This is a genomic window from Phyllobacterium trifolii (assembly GCF_014192095.1).
GTDB lineage: Bacteria > Pseudomonadota > Alphaproteobacteria > Rhizobiales > Rhizobiaceae > Phyllobacterium > Phyllobacterium trifolii.
The window spans coordinates 185,848-204,196 of sequence record NZ_JACHXN010000003.1 but is presented as its reverse complement, the minus strand read 5'-3'; the positions used below and the strand labels follow the sequence as shown (position 1 = coordinate 204,196).

Genomic DNA, 18,349 nt, shown 5'->3' with positions numbered 1-18,349 from the left:
AATGGCTCTGCGCCAGGATGAGATGTTCTCGAACGTCGAGCCGGACGGTTGCTTTCCCGTGGCCGCAAGCCACGTGTCGAGGAAGCGCAATGTCGAGGTATGGTCGAAGAGTTCGGAGCAGACACGCCCGCCGACGGTCCATGGTGATATGATAAGGCAAGGCACACGGCAGCCAAGACCCATGGTCAATTGATCCCTGGGCTCGGCCGGATAGCGTGCATACTCTGCTGTGACAAGGTCCTGCGCCAGTTTCGTCGCATGTTCTGCATTGAAGCCGTTCGCTGAAATCTCGATGCCATCGGAGACCTTGCCAACGTCGTGTACCGAAGGCAGCGGCGGCAAAGGCGGCGGCACATGATCGAAGAAACCGTCATTTTCATCGTAATTGATGATGAAGACGGTCTTCTTCCACACTTCCGGATTGGCCGCGAGAGCTTTCAATATCTGGTTAACGTAATATTCGCCGAAATGCGGCGAGATACCGCTTGGATGTTCACAGAAGGCTTGGGGCGCGGCGATCCAGGAAACGGCGGGCAGCGTACCCTCAGCGATATCCTTTTCCAGTTGTGAGGGGACGTCGGCATCAGTGCGCAATATCGTGTTGACGATCAGCGCATGCTTGGCGATTTCACTGCCGGCAACTTTATATTGCTTGAAATCCTCCAGCAGATTGTCGCCGAAATTGCCAAGAAATAAGTCTTCTCCCAGGCCATCCTGATAGCATTTCCAGCTTACACCCAGGTTCTGCAACGTCTCCGGATAGGTTTTCCAGTCGGGCACGGTTTTGCCGCCGCTGAAAAACAAATTGTTGGTCCAGCCATTTGCCGTGCCCGAATAAAAATGGGCGCGATTGGAGTCCGTCCCCGTATGGGAAGAACAATGATATTCGTCGCAAATGGTGAAGGCGTCCACAAGCTTGTGGTAGAATGAAAGGTCCTTGGCTACATCGAGATGCGCCATCGCCTCCTCGCCTTTTGTCAGCATCCATTGATCATTCCAGCCGCGATTGATGGCATCACGCTGATCGTCATAGGTATGCGGCAGCCCGAATGATTTATATTCGCCGGCTGAATCGGTACCGCGTTGTACCTGGAACGGTTTGATGTGACCCTCGCCTTTAGCGAGGCAACAAGCTTCGGATACTGGGCCTTGATGTCCTCGGGAATATACTTGGTAATGTCGGCAGGCAGCAGGGAAAGGAGGAGTGCGGGGTTCTGCGGCACCATGCCAACGGCCGGTGACGCCGCGAACTGCTTCGACAGTCCCTGCAACCAATAGAAAAGTTCCACCAGGTTTGGCAGGCCCTTGCCAAGCGAAGGCAAGATCGCAACTGCACTCGGCCAGGAGGCCTTCAATTCATCGATCTTGATAAGAGAGGCAACAAGACCCACAAGGATTGCAACAACCTGTTGCGCCGGCATCCCTTCCATCATCCCTTTGATCATATCGGGCTTGAGGAAACCGCCCTCTGGCAGGGCCTTTCCGATCAGATCCAGCACCTCCTTGTTGTCGAATAGGGACATAACTCCGTTCTTCACTATATCGGCAAACGTCGAATCGATATCCTCAGGCTTCAAAACCACGAGGCCGTCTTTTAGTTTCTCCAGTAACTCCGGAATGGTCTTGCCGGCCATCTCCGGCGGCAGGAGGCTGTCCCAGTCGCTGCGCAGCACACGCAGGATAAAATTATCGGGCATGGTATCGATCAACGGTGTCACCGTCGGCGCCGCCGTCGGGAACATCGTATCAATCTGCTCCTTGAGGAGCCGCTTGAGCTGTGCCGGCTCGAATGGTGCGACGAAAGCTTCGATCATATCCCAGCTAACGTTGTTGAACGAATAGCTGAATGACGAAAGGAGCGGTGCTCTTGGCTGGTTGAACACCGATACACCACTCTTGAGCCGCAAGGGCCGCGGATCGCCGAAGCCGCGCACGCCGCGCAAAGTCCCGTAATAATGATCGAAGGAGCGGTTCTCCTGCATCAGGAGAATGACGTGTTCAACGTCCTTGAGCGAGCCGCTTTGACAATGCGCTGCAGTGGTCAGCAATTCATTGATGCTGGTGGATTGCGCCAGTGCCTCACGCATATAGGATGAGCAGGCGGCATACGCAGTAGCGCTGGTGCCGGCAAGACCCAGCATCTTGATAAAATCGCGACGTTCCATTGAAATCTTGTCCTTAACTTAAACAATTGATTTTATTAATTAATTTAGATAAAAATCATTTCCGCCGTACTGTCGGCATATCAGATGTCGCATTCCCATATCGGGATTGCATGAAACTTCGATGACATTTTCGGGTCGTCCACCTGCATTTAAGCCGTTTACACTTTATGAGTGGATTGGGTGTCACAGTACTGACATGATCACCGTCCTGATTTGGACAATCGTTTCGGGAAAACAGAGGGCGGAATGCAAACCGCATTTCAAGCATGAAGATAACGAGGCCGGACAATATGCCTGAGGCTGGCAAAGCGGTTTCGCTTGAGGTTGTGGAAATCGAGCTTGCGCTCGGTGCCCAGGATATTGTCGCGGACGGTTTTGAGGGCGCGTTGCGCAAAGCCGCAGATCTCGTCGGCGGCGAAGTGATCTTCAATATCAGAGCACCGGAAAACAGCGATCAGCAGCGGATCGCCGCCATCTCCGTGTCGGACGGTACGACCGATCAGACCGTGTTCGTGATGCTCGGCAACGACGGAACAAGTTTGACCGTGACCACGGATCAGCCCGAGACCGCACCGCAGAGCAAACTCGGGATGGAATTTGCCGCTCTCCTCAAACGTTTTCGGACTTAGAGCGGCGCTCGCCTATTCCGGCAAGGTTTTTGCGCAACAATACGCGAAAATGGCACAAGACCTGGCGATTCTTATGCATGAATAGTCGATTCCGGAATGCTTTTTTGCACCCTGAGTTGAAATTTTGGTTAGCAAGGTTGCAAAGAGCGTTCTTGGCGCAGCACTTTGCACTTTCAACCGAGTCTGGCTAAGGTCGCAAATCTTTCAAAACCGGAGTTACCCAATGGCGAATGGCCATCCCCTTACCAATGTCCAGCAGCGCGATATCAACGCGGTTTTGCACCCCTATACTCCCCTCCACAAGCTTGCAGAAACCGGGCCTCTGGTCATGGGGCATGGCAAAGGCGTCTATCTCTACGATACACAAGGCAAGGCATATATCGAGGGCATGTCGGGCCTGTGGTGTGCGGGTCTCGGCTTCGGCGACGAAGAGATGATCGAGGCTGCCAATGAGCAGATGCGCACCCTGCCCTACTACCATCTTTTCGGTGGCAAGGGTATGGAGCCTGCTATTGAACTTGCTGAAAAGCTTAAGGAAATCGCGCCTGTACCAATCTCGAAGGTGTTCTATACATCGTCCGGTTCCGAGGCAAACGACACACAGGTCAAGCTTGCATGGTACTATAACAATTCCCTTGGCCGGCCGGAAAAGAAGAAGATCATCTCCCGCGTCAAGGCCTATCATGGCGTCACGGTCATGGCCGCATCTTTGACCGGGCTGCCCGGGAACCACAAGGGTTGGGACTTACCCGTGGACCGCGTGCTGCATACGGATTGCCCGCATCATTACCGTTTCAGCCTCGAGGGCGAAAGCGAGGCCGAGTTTGTGGCTCGTCTTGCCAAGTCCTTGAAAGATATGATTGAACGCGAAGGACCGGAAACGATTGCCGCCTTTATCGCCGAACCGGTCATGGGCGCTGGCGGCGTCATCGTTCCGCCGTCCGGCTATTTCGCCGCCATCGAACCGATCTTGCGCGAGCATGATATTCTCATCATCGCCGACGAAGTCATCAACGGTTTCGGCCGTACCGGCAACTGGTGGGGGAGCCAGAGCGTCGGCATGACGCCGACAACGATTTCAGCCGCCAAACAGCTGACAGCGGCCTATGCGCCGCTCGGTGCGGTGCTCGTCCCCGAGGACGTCTACCAGGCCTATGTCGACCACAGCGCCCAGCTCGGCAGTTTCGGCCATGGCTTCACCTATGGCGGTCATCCGGTCGGGTGCGCGCTCGGCGTGAAGGCAATCGAAATTTACCAGCGCCGGAATATTGTCGAGTATGTTCGCGGCTTGACCCCTACCTTTGAAGCCCGCCTTGCCAAAATCAAAGATCATCCTCTCGTGGGCGAGGTTCGTTCCTGCGGACTTGTTGGCGCGGTAGAGATGGTTGCTAACAAGGCCACGAAACGCTCCTTCGATCCGGCGCACGGCGTTGGTTCAAATCTTGCGAAGTTCCTGGAAGGACATGGCGCCATACTTCGCGCGCTTGGCGACACGATCGCCTTCTGCCCGCCGATGATCATCACCGAGGATGAACTGGGCGAACTCTTCAATCGCTTCGAATTGGCGTTGGCCGACACCGAGGCTTACGTGTCGAAGAACGGGCTGCGGATGGTGTAATATTCCATTGGCCAAGACATGAAAGGGGCAGCCAGATACTGCCCCTTCATGATTTTATCACTGGGTGGTCAGCTTAACGCTTTGCTTTTCCTGGGCTCTTATCCGGACGTAGGTCACGTCTATATTACCATGGTCTGCATCTTTGCCAGAATACCAGCCTTCGCCGGCGGTGTTTAGATCGGTGAGGTTCGGAACCTGCTTGAGTTTCGCGCCATTCGACTCGACACTCGTGGCAAAAGGGCCATGAATTTTTACAGTATAATATTCGAGCTCCGGCTTAAAACCACCCTCTGGCGCAGCCGTTTCGAATAGAACCGTTTTGCCAGTCCGTTGCACGGACAAGTTCTGCAGGAAATATACACCCTTTTCGTAATCATAGGTTTTGCCGTCATCATCATAATACTCGAACGACGTACGCTTGGTGTCCGGGAACACTTCCACATCCAGTTCTTTGAGCAGCTTTTCTCCCACATATTGCACGTCTTCGTGCATCATCGGAATAATCGCACCCTGGCGAATGAAGAGCGGGAAATTGCTCTCCCATTTTCCCGTGCCGAAATTCATCGTTCGGCCGCCTGTCTGTGGGTTTCCCGCGTTCCACTCGATCCAATTGCCGGCAGGCAGATATATTTCCTTGTTTTTCTGATCTTTCTCCACCACCGGAGATGCCAGTAGCCAATCGCCGAACAACCAGCTGTCGACATTGTTGCTGACAATCTCGTCTTCAGGCCAGTCGAACAGCAATGGACGGACAATGCCGACGCCGGTCTTTTTGCGCTGATGTTCATAGCTGTAAATATAGGGTATCAACCTATAACGCAGCTTGATGGCTTCCACCGCTGCCATTTTATCTACGGTTTGATCGTCCGGCTTATAAAACCAAGGTTGACGCTCGACCCCATTTTCGCCGTGAAGCCGGAAGATCGGCGTGAAAATCGCAAATTGTACCCAGCGCGCATAATCCTCATTGCCGGTGCCACCATCTTTGGTCCCCTTTCCGTTATGAAAACCACCCGCATCCATGGTCCATTGCGTGGCTCCGGCATTGATAGCGCTCAACATCCTGTGCCGCTGGATTTTCATGCTGTCAAATCCATTATCTATATCACCGGACCAGAGCGTGTAGGCGTAACGCTGTGCCCCCAGATAGAAATTGCGGTTGATCGACCAGACGCGCTGGTTCGAGGCGGCGCGCTGCCCTTCATAGACCGTGCGCTGCATATCCGTGCCCTCGGTCTCGTTGCCGTCGTCGGTAGCATCGCTGGAATCTGCCTCGTCGTTCCACCAGCCTTGAATGCCCGTATCGAATGCACCTTTGACCTTTTCCCAATACCATTTGCGAACTTCAGGTCTGGAAAAATCCACGTGCCGCATCCCGGCAGGGGTGAAAAAATCCTGCTTTACCTCTGTATTCGGCATCCAGTAACCTTTGCTTTCGGCAACCCTGCCTTCCGCCGAATAGAAAGGAATGCGCGGCTTCAGGATAGTGGTCAGTTTGATGCCGTTTTCTTCCGCAAACATCCGCAAATTCTGGTCTGCACTCTTGGGAGCGTCAGCTTTCATGCCCGGAAACCGTTCTGTGTTCCACTGGAACTGGGAGTCAGGAATTTTTATCTCGCTACTGGTCGTGCCACCCCAGAACATCCAGTCGAGGTCAAAGGTGAAGGCGTCGATCGGAATACTATATTCACGATATTGTTTGATAATGCTGCGAAACTTCTCCTCGGTCATACCTTGCAGTTGGCCATCCTTTCTTAGAGGGCCCCACTTGTTGTCCGTACCTGCGCCCCACTGGCTGTTGGTAAGGCCCATCGACCATTTTGGAAAAAGCGGCGTGCGTCCGCTGATTTTTGCCACGGCACCGAATAGTTCCGCCGGGCGACCGACCAGCAAATAGGCATCGACATCCTTCTTCGACGTATCGAGAAACTGGATGAGATTTTCGTGGCGCAGTTCAATTTTTCTGGTGCTCGAACCCATCGTATCGACCAGAACGCCATAACCGGCCGTGCTCCAGACAAAGGGCGCGCCGGCATGACCCTGAGAGCCAGTGTTCAGGCCCTCTGCGTAGTTGCGGTAAATTGCTCGGGAATCTTCATACCTGCCACTCCCCCCGATGCCATAAAGCCTGTCCGCTTCCCCGTGCCTTACAATCAATTGACCCTTCTTCAGATCATTGGTGCTGATCGACATGACTTGTTCATTTGCCGCATTCTTGATCGTAAGCAGCGATGTCGCCGCGTCCCAGGATGCGCTGAACTGATCCGCGTTCAACCGCATGGTCTTGTCATCGGAGCCAGCTTCGAGCTTGAAGGTTGCATCCATCTTGAAGTTGTGATCAATCACCTGTGTCGGTGCTGACGCCTTTCCTTCGGGAAGAAAATGCACGCGCAAAGCGTTTGCCGCAGCGGCCCGCACCTCAAGCACATCCTTTTGTAGTTGCACGTCAAAGCCACCCGGCCTTGGTGTGATGGTACCATCTTTTATCAATATGACGTCGACCGGCGGTTTGGGCTCGACAGTCGTTCCGACCTCCCCGCTGGGCTCTTCCTTGTGCTCGGGCAAGCCGGCAAACGTGCTGGTATCCGATGCCGGTTTCGTATCGTTGCAACCGGCGAGACCCGGCAACAGCAGCAAGCTCAGAATAGAAATTTGAATGCGGTTCAAGATAATTCCTCCTCAAATCAAGGTGAGGCAAAACCAGACATTTCGACGGAAAATCAATGAGATGCGCAGCTATGTCCGAACGTGCGGCACCGTTGCGCGGTTGGCCGTGTCGGCACAATTGCGCATCAAATATTTGATCCAGCTCTGGTGTGGTTCTGTCTTTTTAAAAATGGTTCGCTAAAAAATGAACTGCGCGGATGTATCCGCAAAAATCATATGAATTTCTATATCTTCATGCGGATGAACCCCTCCCAAGGTGTCGCTCAATGAGCGTTCCGCAACGAACACAATACAGACGAGCCTGTCAATTATCCCAAAGTCTAGATATTTCGATAGTCGTATAAATATCAACGATGGTTAGACACCTGGTCGCAGAGGCTGTTCGCTCTCCTGAACGTCCTCTAGGCGCACAAAATGGTAGCCCTTTTGCTTGAGCGCGAGAATGCCTTTAACGACTCCCTCTCCTGCTACTCGTGTCGGCTGGTTGACATGGGCGATGATCACGTCGCCATCCTTGGCAGCTGCGATGCGCTTTTCAACCTGACCAGCCAGTAACGAGGCACCCATGTCGGCGTTCAGGGAATAACCGGCCACCCGATACCCCATCTGATGGGCGAGTGTTATCGCATCGTCGCTGTAGCGAGCCGTTGCGTCGCGATACCAGGCCGGCTTCGCCAGTGTTGCTGCAATCAGCGCATTCGCACCGCCTTCTATCTCCGTGCGGATAGCAGGCAGAGATCCTGCCGTCTTCAGGCCGAACATCTTGGGCTGGTTGTCTATGGCTGGGATATGATTAAGCCCATGATTTTCCAGTTCAAACAGGTCTGGATGCGCTTTCATGATCGCTACTGCAGGGGCATTGTGCTTGAGCCATCGGCCGGTAACAAAAATTGTCGCTGGAATATGGTTTTCAACCAACGCATTGAGAATGCGCTGATCCGTCTGGCCGGCACAGGCATCCAGCGTCAAGGCGACTTGCGGCGTTGCATCGCCGCCTTTGGTGATGAAAAGCTTGGGCTCTACAAAGTGGGGATGTTCCTTGGCTGCTGCCGTGACGACGGAAGTGCAAAGAACAAATGCAGTGATGATTGTCGACGTTGAGCGCACAATTTTCGCCATAGATTGAGGAATTTCGCGCGGACAAGGCGCGCGAAACCAAGCATATTTATGGCAGACGTGGTTCAGGCATTCTTCGCCTTTGCCGACGCCTGCGCTGCCGCAAGCCGGGCTATCGGAACGCGGAACGGCGAGCAGGAAACATAATCGAGCCCAACCTCCTCGCAGAAGTGGATGGACGCTGGATCGCCGCCATGTTCGCCGCATATGCCGAGCTTGATTCCGGGCCGCGCGGCCCTGCCCTTGTCGGCGCCGATCCGTACCAGTTCGCCAACGCCGTCAATGTCGATCGTCACGAACGGATCCTGTTCGATGATACCCTTCACCTGATAGCTCATCAGGAAGGATGAGGCGTCATCGCGCGAGATGCCGAATGTCGTCTGGGTCAAATCGTTGGTTCCGAACGAGAAAAACTCGGCAACTTCGGCAATCGAGTGGGCACGGATGGCGGCACGCGGCAGCTCGATCATTGTTCCGACCAGGTAATTGATCTTGATGTCAGCCTCTTTCATCACATCGACCGCAATCGCATCGATGCGCGCCTTGACGAAATCGAGTTCGGCGCGCAGTCCGACCAGTGGCACCATGATTTCCGGTTCGACAGGGGCCCCTGTCGATTTCGCCGCTTCCACAGCAGCTTCGAAAATTGCCCGCGCCTGCATTTCCGCGATTTCCGGATAGGAGATAGCAAGACGGCAGCCGCGATGGCCAAGCATCGGGTTGGTTTCATGCAGGCTATCAGTTCGTTCGCGCAGCTTGTCGGCGTCAACATTCATGGCAGCAGCGACTTCGGCGATTTCTTCCTCGGTTTTCGGCAGGAATTCATGCAGGGGCGGGTCCAGCAGGCGAATTGTGACTGGCAGACCATGCATTATTTCAAACAATTCCACGAAATCGGACCGCTGCATCGGCAGCAATTTGTCGAGCGCAGCACGACGGCCTTTCTCGTTGTCGGCCAGGATCATTTCACGCATGGCGACGATGCGCTCGCCTTCGAAAAACATATGCTCGGTGCGGCACAGTCCAATACCTTCAGCGCCAAATGAGCGAGCCGTACGGGCATCGACAGGTGTTTCCGCGTTTGCACGCACTTTCATGCGCCGCGTCTTGTCAGCCCATTCCATGATCCTGCCGAAATCCCCGGAAAGCTCCGGCTGCCGCATGGGCACCGCGCCCTTCAGCACCTGGCCGGTGCCGCCATCGATGGTGATGATATCGCCCTTCTTCAAAACGACGCCAATCGCCAGCAGGGTCTCGTTACGATAATCGACACGGAGCGAGCCAGCACCCGACACGCAGGGCTTACCCATGCCGCGTGCGACCACTGCCGCGTGGCTCGTCATGCCGCCACGCGTGGTCAAGATCGCCTCGGCGGCATGCATTCCGTGGATGTCTTCCGGACTGGTCTCGATACGAACCAGAATCGCTTTGCGCCCCTCTGCCTTCAGCTGCTCGGCGTCTTCCGACGAGAAGACGATTTCACCCGTGGCAGCGCCCGGAGATGCCGGAAGGCCTGTTCCGATTATGTTGCGCTCTGCACCTGGATCGATAGTCGGGTGCAGCAATTGGTCAAGCGAAGCGGGATCAATGCGCAGAACTGCTTCCTCGCGCGAGATCAGGCCTTCTTCTGCCATTTCCACTGCAATCTTCAATGCTGCCTTGGCGGTCCGCTTGCCGGATCGCGTCTGCAGCATCCACAGTTTGCCGTTCTCGATGGTAAATTCGAGATCCTGCATGTCGGTGTAGTGCTTCTCGAGCCGTTCCGACACTGCGCAGAATTCGGCAAAGGCCGCAGGCATTATCTTCTCTAGCGAGGGCTTGTCGGAGCCCGCAGCAATACGTGCGTCTTCGGTGATGTTCTGGGGTGTGCGAATACCGGCAACGACGTCTTCGCCTTGCGCGTTGACCAGGAACTCGCCGTAGAGTTTCTTTTCACCGGTGGATGGATTGCGGGTGAAGGCAACCCCGGTCGCCGAGCGATCACCCATATTGCCGAACACCATCGCCTGGACACTAACAGCTGTGCCCCAGCTCTCCGGAATGTTGTGAAGCCGCCGGTAGGTAATCGCGCGGGCATTCATCCAGCTGGAAAATACAGCGCTGATTGCGCCCCACAGCTGTTTTTCCGGATCCTGCGGGAAAGGCTCATCAAGCTCTTCCTCAATCTTCGCCTTGTACAACGCAATGACATTCTTCCAGTCGTCGGCTGTCAGGGCCGTATCGACCTCATGGCCGAGATTGGCCTTGGTGTCTTCAAGAATCTCCTCGAAAACCGAATGATCGAGGCCCATGACGACGTCGGAATACATCTGGATGAAGCGGCGATAACTGTCATAGGCAAACCTCGCATCGCCGGTCTCGCGAGCAATCGCCTCCACTGTCTCGTCGTTGAGGCCAAGGTTGAGCACCGTATCCATCATACCTGGCATCGACGCACGCGCTCCTGAGCGCACGGAGACCAGCAGCGGCTTTTCCACATCGCCAAAGTTGCGGCCCGTTATTGTGGCAATGTGGGAGAGGGACTTTTTTATATCCGTTTCGAGCGTGTCCGGATATTTCCGGCCATTGTCATAGTACCAGCTGCAAACATCTGTCGTGATGGTGAATCCAGGCGGAACCGGCAAACCAAGCGCGCACATTTCGGCAAGATTTGCGCCTTTTCCACCTAACAGATTGCGATCGCCCGCGGATCCTTCCGCCTTGCCGTCACCGAATGTATAGACCCATTTCACCATTGCAGCCTCCCTTGCCGCTGAAACACAGGAGAGGTCTACGCGATCAATTCGTCAAGCACCATTAAAAAATGCTGCATCGCAGCATTCAAATCGATTAGCAGAGTAAATCCGCATTAAGCTTTGAAATCCTTTGTCATTTACGATCGATCAGCTCGCCTCGCGCAGCTGCTCTGCCGTCTGGAGATCGACGGAGACCAGCTGGCTCACGCCCTGTTCGGCCATGGTGACGCCGAATAGACGATTCATCCGTGCCATGGTGATGGGATTGTGGGTGATGACTACAAACCGTGTATCGGTGGAAGCAGCCATTTCGTCCATCAGATTGCAGAAACGCTCGACATTATGATCATCGAGCGGCGCATCCACTTCGTCGAGGACGCAGATTGGTGCGGGATTTGTGAGGAACACCGCGAATATCAAAGCCATTGCAGTCAACGCCTGTTCACCGCCCGACAGGAGCGTCATCGTCTGCGGCTTCTTGCCGGGCGGACGGGCAAGGATTTCAAGGCCCGCTTCCAGCGGATCGTCGGACTCGATCAATTGCAGCTCTGCCGTGCCGCCACCAAAGAGGTGCGTGAACAAGCGTTGAAACTGGACGTTGACCACTTCGAATGCGGCCAAAAGCCGTTCGCGTCCCTCCCGGTTCAAACTCTGGATAGCCTGGCGCAGTTTCTTCACGGCCTCGATGATATCCTCGCGCTCGCTGACGATCGTCTCAAGTCGCGCGGAAAGTTCGTCTTGTTCTTCCTCCGCCCGCAGGTTGACCGCGCCGAGACGTTCGCGCTCGATCTTGAGACGCTCCAGATTGCGCTCCGTTGCATCTACATCCGGCAGTGGATCATCGGGGCCGAGTCCGGTCAGCTTCATCACCTCATGCGGTGCGCAATTCAGCGCCTCGACGATGCGGGTTTCGGCATCCTTGCGGCGTTCTTGGGCGGCAGCGAGCCGTTCCTCGGCGCGTGCCCTGCCCTCGCGCGCTGTGGCCAGAGCTTGAATGGCGTCGGTTGCAAGCTGGTCCAGTTCCCGTTGTCTGTTTTCCGCGATGGCAAGCTTATCGGCGGCATCCCTACGCAATGCCTCTGCTTCGGACAATTGCGAAAGCAATATCCGATTGCGCTCGGCAAGCTCGTCGGGCGCGTCAGCAAGATTCTCCGCCTCGCGTTCCGTTTCCAGACGGCGTTCGGAAAGCGACGTGATCTGGCGGTCGGCATTATCGGCGCGGTTGACCCAGCTCTTGCGTTCGTGACCAATCGCTTCGAGGCGACGCATACGATTTTCGGCTTCACGGCGCAGACCATCATGAATCGCGCGGGCCTCCGCCAGTGCGGCTCGATCAAGCGTCACTTCGCTAGTCAAATTGGCGAGCCGGATGTTGACTTCATCTAGGTCGGCAGCACTCGACAGGCGGGTTTCCGCCTCCAGGAATTGCTCCTGGGTTTCCTCCAGGTTTTCGGCAAGGCGAGCCCTGCCCTCTTCAAGCGCGGCGCGACGGCTGGACAATTGCCCCGCGGCGCGTTCGGCAGCGGCCAAGGCTTCGCGCGCATCGGTGACCGAGCGTTGCATGCCACGCCATTGATCGCGTGCAGTTCGCTCCACTTCGACGGATTGCCGAACGACTGCTTCGGCCGCAACTATTCCGGCTTCCGCAGCACGCAGGATTTTTGTTGCCTCGACCACTTCAAGATCGAGTTCCGCCAAACGGTTCTTCTGGGCAAGGCGTTGTGCAGTCGGCGTTGGTGCATCGGCGCTCGCCGTATAGCCATCCCAGCGCCACAACGCGCCGTCACGGCTGACCAGCCGCTGACCCGGCTTCAGCGCGGATTGTAGCCGCGCCCCGTCTGCCTCGGAGACAATGCCGATCTGGGCAAGACAGCGCGCCAGTTGGCGCGGAGCCCGGACAAATTCCGCCAAGGATTGAAGACCTGTCGGCAATGCCGGGTCCCCCGAACCGTCTACCTCACCCCAGAAGACCGGAGCGCTTTTGTCCGTGGGTGCGTCAAGATCCTCACCCAAGGCAGCGCCAAGGGCTATTTCATAACCCTTCTCGACTTTCAGCGCCTCCACGACCGCGGGAAAAAGGTCTGACCCGCCAAGGTTAATCATCTTGGCGAGCGTATTCGCTTCCGTCTCTATACGGCCCAGATTGCTGCGCGCTTCCTGCAGCGGTTGGCGAAGTTCCGCCTCCCGCCGGCGCGCGGTTTCCACTGCCGCTTCGGCGGTAAGCGCAGATTCTTCGGCCTGCTCGAGTGCGGCTTCAGCGGTTTCCACCAGGCCCTGTTTTTCAACAGGATCGGCCAACGCGCCGATTTGGGCTGCGACTGCAGACAAGTCGCGCTCCACATCGCTCATCTGACGCATGAGGCGCTCGCGCCGCTCGGCACTCTCGCGCAAGTTCCGCTCGACCTGCGCACGTTCGGCCGACGCTTCGGCGCGCTCGGCAGTAACCTTTGCCAGTGCTGTTTCGCTTTCTTTCAGCTTGGCGTCGGCGCGCTCGAATTCTGCACGCGTTTCGATCTCGCGTTCACCAGCATTCGCATTTTCTTCGTTGAGCGACTGCTCCTCCGTGTCGAGACGTGCCAGCACATCGGCGTTATCGCGCACCATCTGCTCTTCGCGAGCAATATCGGCAGTGAATTGAACGAGGCGCTTTTCCAATTCGTTCTGGCGCGCCCGCATGCGCTCGGCTTCCTCATTGAGCTGCGACCTAGCGATGGTCAGACGCTGCAATATCGCCGCCGCCTGGGCTTCCGCTTCGCGCAAATCGGGCAATTTATGTGCACCGATCGCCTGTTCCTTGGCGGCGTTCATCTGCTTTTGTGCCTGATCGCCAACGCCAACTGTCGCCACCGAGAGCGCCGATTGCGCCTCGCCTTCCTGCGCCTTGGCAACGGACCATTTCAGATGAAGAAGAATGGCTTCCGACCGGCGTATATCGGCGGACAGGCTTTTAAAGCGATTTGCCTGACGCGATTGCCGCTTGAGGCTTTCGATCTGCGTTTCAAGCTCACCGACGACATCCTCGAGCCGCTCAAGGTTCTGTTCCGCTGCCCGTAGACGCAGTTCAGCCTCATGGCGACGGGTATGCAGGCCGGAGATCCCTGCGGCCTCTTCCAGCAAGGCCCGGCGTGCCTGGGGTTTCGCCTGGATAAGCTCACCGATACGGCCCTGCCCGACCATCGAAGGCGAACGTGCGCCTGTCGATTGATCGGCAAAAAGCAATTGTACATCCTTGGCGCGCGCATCCTTGCCGTTGATGCGATAAACCGAGCCGGCCTCGCGCTCGATGCGCCTCGAAACCTGAAGCTCGTCGGCATTGTTGAATGCGGACGGCGCACTGCGGTCCTGATTGTCGAGGAAGAGCGTCACTTCCGCCGTATTGCGTGATGGCCGTGTCCCCGATCCGGAAAAGATTACATCGTCCATGCCGGAGGCGCGCATGTTCTTGTACGAACTTTCGCCCATCACCCAGCGCAGCGCTTCAACAAGATTGGACTTGCCGCAGCCATTGGGGCCGACGACGCCCGTCAAGCCGCTTTCAATGACGAATTCTGCGGGTTCTACGAATGATTTGAAGCCGAGGAGGCGGAGCTTGGTAAAGCGCATCAGATGCCCTTTCCGACAAACACCGCACGTGCAAAAGATTGAATGGCGGACACGGCAAAGTGCCCGCCGAAAACCTGGTGGCGGTTACTTAAGCAGTCCGTCAATAATCGCTGACATTTCGTCAACCGAAAGGGCTCCCGAGTATCTGGCGCCATTGATGAAGAATGTTGGAGTAGCATTCACTCCAAATTCATTGGCTCCGCGCTCACGCACAGCATTCACATCATCCAGAAGTTTTTGGTTCGTCAAGCAAGCCTTGAAGGACTCCTGTGTAAAACCGGCCAATTTGGAGATTTGCAGCAAAGGTTCTTCTGCATTTGCCGCTCCTGCCCACTGTTCCTGCTGTTTGAACAGAACTTCAACCAGCGGGTAGTAGCGCTCTTCAGGAGCACAACGTGCCAGCATAAAGGCAGCCGCGGCGCGCGGATCAAATGGGAATTCGCGCAGAATAAGCTTGGCCTTGCCCGTATCGATGTATTTTTCCTTGATCGTGGGCAGGGTCGTTGTTGCGAAATGCGCGCAGTGCGGGCACGTCATCGATGCATATTCGACGATCGTTACGGGCGCTTCGGCCTTGCCCATCACGATATCTTTCAAAGTGCCGGGCGCAAGCAGCTTCGCCTCATCGACTGTCCCTGCTGCAGGCGGAACCTTTACATCGGATGCATTTGGGACAGGAGTAGCGTCTTGTGCCCAAGCCTCCGTGCCAGCGGCCATAGCGATGGCGGCCGTGGAAACAGCGGCGAGCGTCAGAATTTTTCTGCGTGTCAGCAATTCAGTCATAAGATCACCTGTCTCCGGTGTTGGTTATGCAATTACAAGTCTTTGACTCGTTAGTGGTTCATGCCAGTTTCTTTAAGGCACAGTATGCGTTCTGTCTTTGAATTTTTCGTGATGCGACATCAATGAATTCATACTATTTAAAAATTATCTTTTCATCTTGTCGGCATGAATACTCTGCCCTAGCCGTTGCAGCGCCTCGCGTAGACCATCATCCTCGATCGGTTCGACGGAGCGGCTGATCTTGTCGGCTGTTGCCGCGTCTACAGGCGGCAGGGCCCGGCGTTTTGTAACCGGCTGTTCCACAGGCTTCTGTTCGATCTTGATCCTGCCGACAGCTGCAAAGCCCAGAAATGCATTGACACGGCTGATGATTTCGCCCGTTTCGTGTTGAATTCGCATGGCCGTAAAACCTTGACAAGCGACGACCAGCGTTGCCGGCTGGAACGGGTCATTCTCATGTGCCCGGCGCGGCCAAAGAAGTTTGAGCGGTCTTGATTGCGCGCCCAGGGCTGGCCCGACGACCTCTTCCCAAGCCTGAACAAGTTCGATCGTTATCCCCGCGCGCTTGCGCAACACCGGATCGAGAATTCCTGCAGCTGGGTCGGCAAGCGGGCGAAAGCCCTTTTTACTGCGATCATCGCTCATTGGCCTATCGCACCTGTTTCAGAGGAGTTTCAGCGGCCATTATAGCCGCGAAACCATTCAACGAACAAAGGAATACCTTGTTCCAGCGTGGTAGCGGGCGAAAAGCCAAGGTCTCGTGATGCAAGGTCGATGTCCGCATATGTACATTTAACATCGGCGGGGGGCATCGGCTCAAATTGTTTTATCGCCTCTCGACCACAGGCATTTTCGATGATCTCGATAAAACGCATCAAGGCGACCGGCTTATTGTTGCCGAGATTGTAGACTGGTGCCGTTCCTTCGGGATGGGCGAGAATGCGATTTACGGCCCCATAAACACCGCTGACAATGTCATCAATGAACGTGAAATCGCGCTGCATGTGGCCGTGATTGTAAACCTTTATCGGCTTGCCCTGTAAAATCGCATCCGTAAAAAGCCAAGGGGCCATGTCAGGGCGACCATAGGGGCCATAGACTGTGAAAAAGCGCAGGCCTGTCGAAGCAATCTTGTGCACGTGCCTATAAGAGTGGGCAAGAAGCTCAGCCGAGCGCTTGGTCGCGGCGTAGACCGAAACAGGATGATCGACGGGATCGTTTTCGGAGAACGGTACTTTGGTATTGGCGCCGTAGACCGATGAGGAACTCGCGTAAACCACAGGAGGCCGCTTCGGCATTTTCAGCGCCTGCTCGAATATCGTCACCTGACCATGTACGTTGGCATCGACATAGGCTGCCGGGTTTTCGACCGAGTAGCGTACGCCCGCCTGTGCTGCGAGGTGAACGATGATGTCGGCGTCCACATCATCGCCAATCGCAATGGAAAGCCCTTGGGGATCGGCTATGTTACCACGAGCAAAACGGACATTGGAAAGACCATCCAACGCGGAGAGCCGGGCTTCCTTGAGCGCTACGGGATAATAGTCGTTGAGATTGTCAATCGCGATAACATCAAAGCCTTCGCTGGCGAGCCGTCGCGCAACGTGAAATCCGATAAAACCAGCTGCTCCGGTAACGATGGCCTTCATAAATTTCCCAACATCATTCTAGGCACTCTTCGCAATGGCGAGCTTTTGGTCCAAATCACTCAAAGCAAGCTTGTCAGCTTCGGATTGGGCGGCCAACTGCGGTATCGACAGATAGGACGAGGATCCAGATATCCAACAGGTCATCAGCGTCAGATAAATGAAAACCGCGTCCGTCGCATCATGACCGAACATGATACCCAGCATGCCCGTAACCACATAACTGCTGACCAGCAATAGGGAAATAGCGATTGCAAGATCCCGGCCCGGCCCGGGCTCCTTCTTATGCGCGGCGATTACCGGAGCAGCAAGAAGCCCTAGCACCGCCAGCACACCCAATATACCTCCATCAACAGCGGCGTTCAAAAAGCCATTATGAACGTGGGTGAAAGACATTTTCTTGTCAGGAGGCAAATTCAGGATCTCGTTGACCCGGGACATGCGATTTTGCGGACCATAGCCGATCAATGGCGATGCCAGAAAAGCCCGCTTGGCGGCCGACCACAGCATCAGTCGCGCATTGAGCGAATTGATACTGTCTGGCTGACGATCCAGCTGCACGATATCGCTTTCGAGCGCGTGATAGCGCTCCGTCACTTTCATTGCCGCAATGGCGATAATCGCAACGATTATGACAGCTCCAACGACCTTCACGACGTTGGTGATCGTCGGCAGGGTTTGTCCTCGCAAGTACCAATACAAGATGGCAAAGTTTATCGGCATGACCAGCCAGGCCGAACGCGTGCCGGAGAGAAATGCACACACAAGACCACATGCAAAACCAGCGATTGCAATAAATCGCTCGGTCTTGCTGTCTGAATGTGCATTGAGCAGTGAAATGCTGCCAAACAACACTGTAAACAATCCGAACACCGCGGCGTTGCCAGCGCCCCCTTCAGCGCGAGGAGACAGAAAGGCGATCTGGACGATGCTGAATATGAGCGAGCCGATCATGCCGATCCCGGCACCGGTGATCAAAAAGGGGACAAGACGACCCGGAAGGCTGGCTCGAAGTCGCGGCAGAACAGCCCATATCGCAAGGAAGGGAACCATCTTGAAGATGAAAGTAACCCCCTTCGACGCATCGGGATGCACAACCACTGAAAGTATGGTCACGAGAACGTAGAAGGTCAGACACCAGGCGACGATCTTGTCGGTTCTGCTCATCTCGAACCGGAAGCGTTTTGCTGCGAGTGAAACGATTGCCCATAAAAAGGCACAGACCAAGGTCACGGAAGTTCCGCTTGCCAGCAAGCCAGGAAACAGCGCAAACACAAACGTAAAGAGACGATTGTTGCGATCGATTCCGATAAAATGGCCCCTTGTGGGGAGCATTACCGCTTTGGCTAATTGATCTGGAAGCATTTAAGGTTCCGAATGACTATGA

11 protein-coding genes and 1 pseudogene are annotated in these 18,349 nt (G+C 55.4%); 2 read left to right on the top strand and 10 right to left on the bottom strand.

Annotated elements, in window-relative coordinates; translation table 11 throughout:
* Positions 1-135 precede the first annotated feature (135 nt).
* Positions 136-1,050, bottom strand: a pseudogene (locus tag FHS21_RS30565) (alkaline phosphatase family protein); the annotation flags it as partial.
* Positions 978-2,087 carry an alkaline phosphatase family protein gene (locus tag FHS21_RS30560; protein ID WP_281386000.1) on the bottom strand — a complete coding sequence of 370 codons (1,110 nt, stop codon included), beginning with the start codon at positions 2,085-2,087 and terminating at the stop codon, positions 978-980. The gene FHS21_RS30560 and the pseudogene FHS21_RS30565, both read right to left, overlap by 73 nt.
* 344 nt (positions 2,088-2,431) lie before the next feature.
* Between FHS21_RS30560 and FHS21_RS05950 the strand changes: the two genes are divergently transcribed.
* On the top strand, positions 2,432-2,794 hold the full coding sequence (locus tag FHS21_RS05950; RefSeq protein WP_112527380.1) for a hypothetical protein: 363 nt from the start codon (positions 2,432-2,434) through the stop codon (positions 2,792-2,794).
* Positions 2,795-3,017: 223 nt separating this feature from the next.
* Positions 3,018-4,412 (top strand): aminotransferase, encoded by a 1,395-nt coding sequence (locus FHS21_RS05945; RefSeq protein ID WP_112551572.1) that lies wholly within the window; start codon positions 3,018-3,020, stop codon positions 4,410-4,412.
* A 57-nt stretch (positions 4,413-4,469) separates the two neighbouring features.
* Here FHS21_RS05945 and FHS21_RS05940 read toward each other — a convergent pair whose 3' ends face one another.
* The 8 genes from FHS21_RS05940 to FHS21_RS05905 all read right to left on the bottom strand — a co-directional run bounded on the left by FHS21_RS05940 (position 4,470) and on the right by FHS21_RS05905 (position 18,327).
* On the bottom strand, positions 4,470-7,079 hold the full coding sequence (locus FHS21_RS05940; protein WP_112527376.1) for a TIM-barrel domain-containing protein: 2,610 nt from the start codon (positions 7,077-7,079) through the stop codon (positions 4,470-4,472).
* Between the two features lie 357 nt (positions 7,080-7,436).
* Positions 7,437-8,198, bottom strand: a complete 762-nt coding sequence (locus FHS21_RS05935) for a polysaccharide deacetylase family protein (protein WP_112551570.1) — start codon at positions 8,196-8,198, stop codon at positions 7,437-7,439.
* 62 nt (positions 8,199-8,260) lie between these two features.
* Positions 8,261-10,930 (bottom strand): pyruvate, phosphate dikinase, encoded by a 2,670-nt coding sequence (ppdK, locus tag FHS21_RS05930; protein ID WP_183661225.1) that lies wholly within the window; start codon positions 10,928-10,930, stop codon positions 8,261-8,263.
* Positions 10,931-11,077: 147 nt separating this feature from the next.
* Positions 11,078-14,533 (bottom strand): chromosome segregation protein SMC, encoded by a 3,456-nt coding sequence (gene smc / locus FHS21_RS05925; RefSeq protein ID WP_183661223.1) that lies wholly within the window; start codon positions 14,531-14,533, stop codon positions 11,078-11,080.
* A gap of 84 nt (positions 14,534-14,617) precedes the next feature.
* Positions 14,618-15,316 carry a DsbA family protein gene (locus tag FHS21_RS05920; protein WP_112527368.1) on the bottom strand — a complete coding sequence of 233 codons (699 nt, stop codon included), beginning with the start codon at positions 15,314-15,316 and terminating at the stop codon, positions 14,618-14,620.
* Positions 15,317-15,460: 144 nt separating this feature from the next.
* A complete protein-coding gene (locus FHS21_RS05915) occupies positions 15,461-15,961 on the bottom strand; it encodes a DUF721 domain-containing protein (protein ID WP_112527366.1) in 501 nt (166 codons plus the stop codon).
* A gap of 29 nt (positions 15,962-15,990) precedes the next feature.
* The gene (locus tag FHS21_RS05910) at positions 15,991-16,965 is read right to left on the bottom strand and encodes an NAD-dependent epimerase/dehydratase family protein (RefSeq protein WP_112527364.1); all 975 of its coding nucleotides are present in this window, start codon (positions 16,963-16,965) and stop codon (positions 15,991-15,993) included.
* Between the two features lie 18 nt (positions 16,966-16,983).
* The gene (locus FHS21_RS05905; RefSeq protein ID WP_112527362.1) at positions 16,984-18,327 is read right to left on the bottom strand and encodes an O-antigen ligase family protein; all 1,344 of its coding nucleotides are present in this window, start codon (positions 18,325-18,327) and stop codon (positions 16,984-16,986) included.
* Between the last annotated feature and the right edge of the window lie 22 nt (positions 18,328-18,349).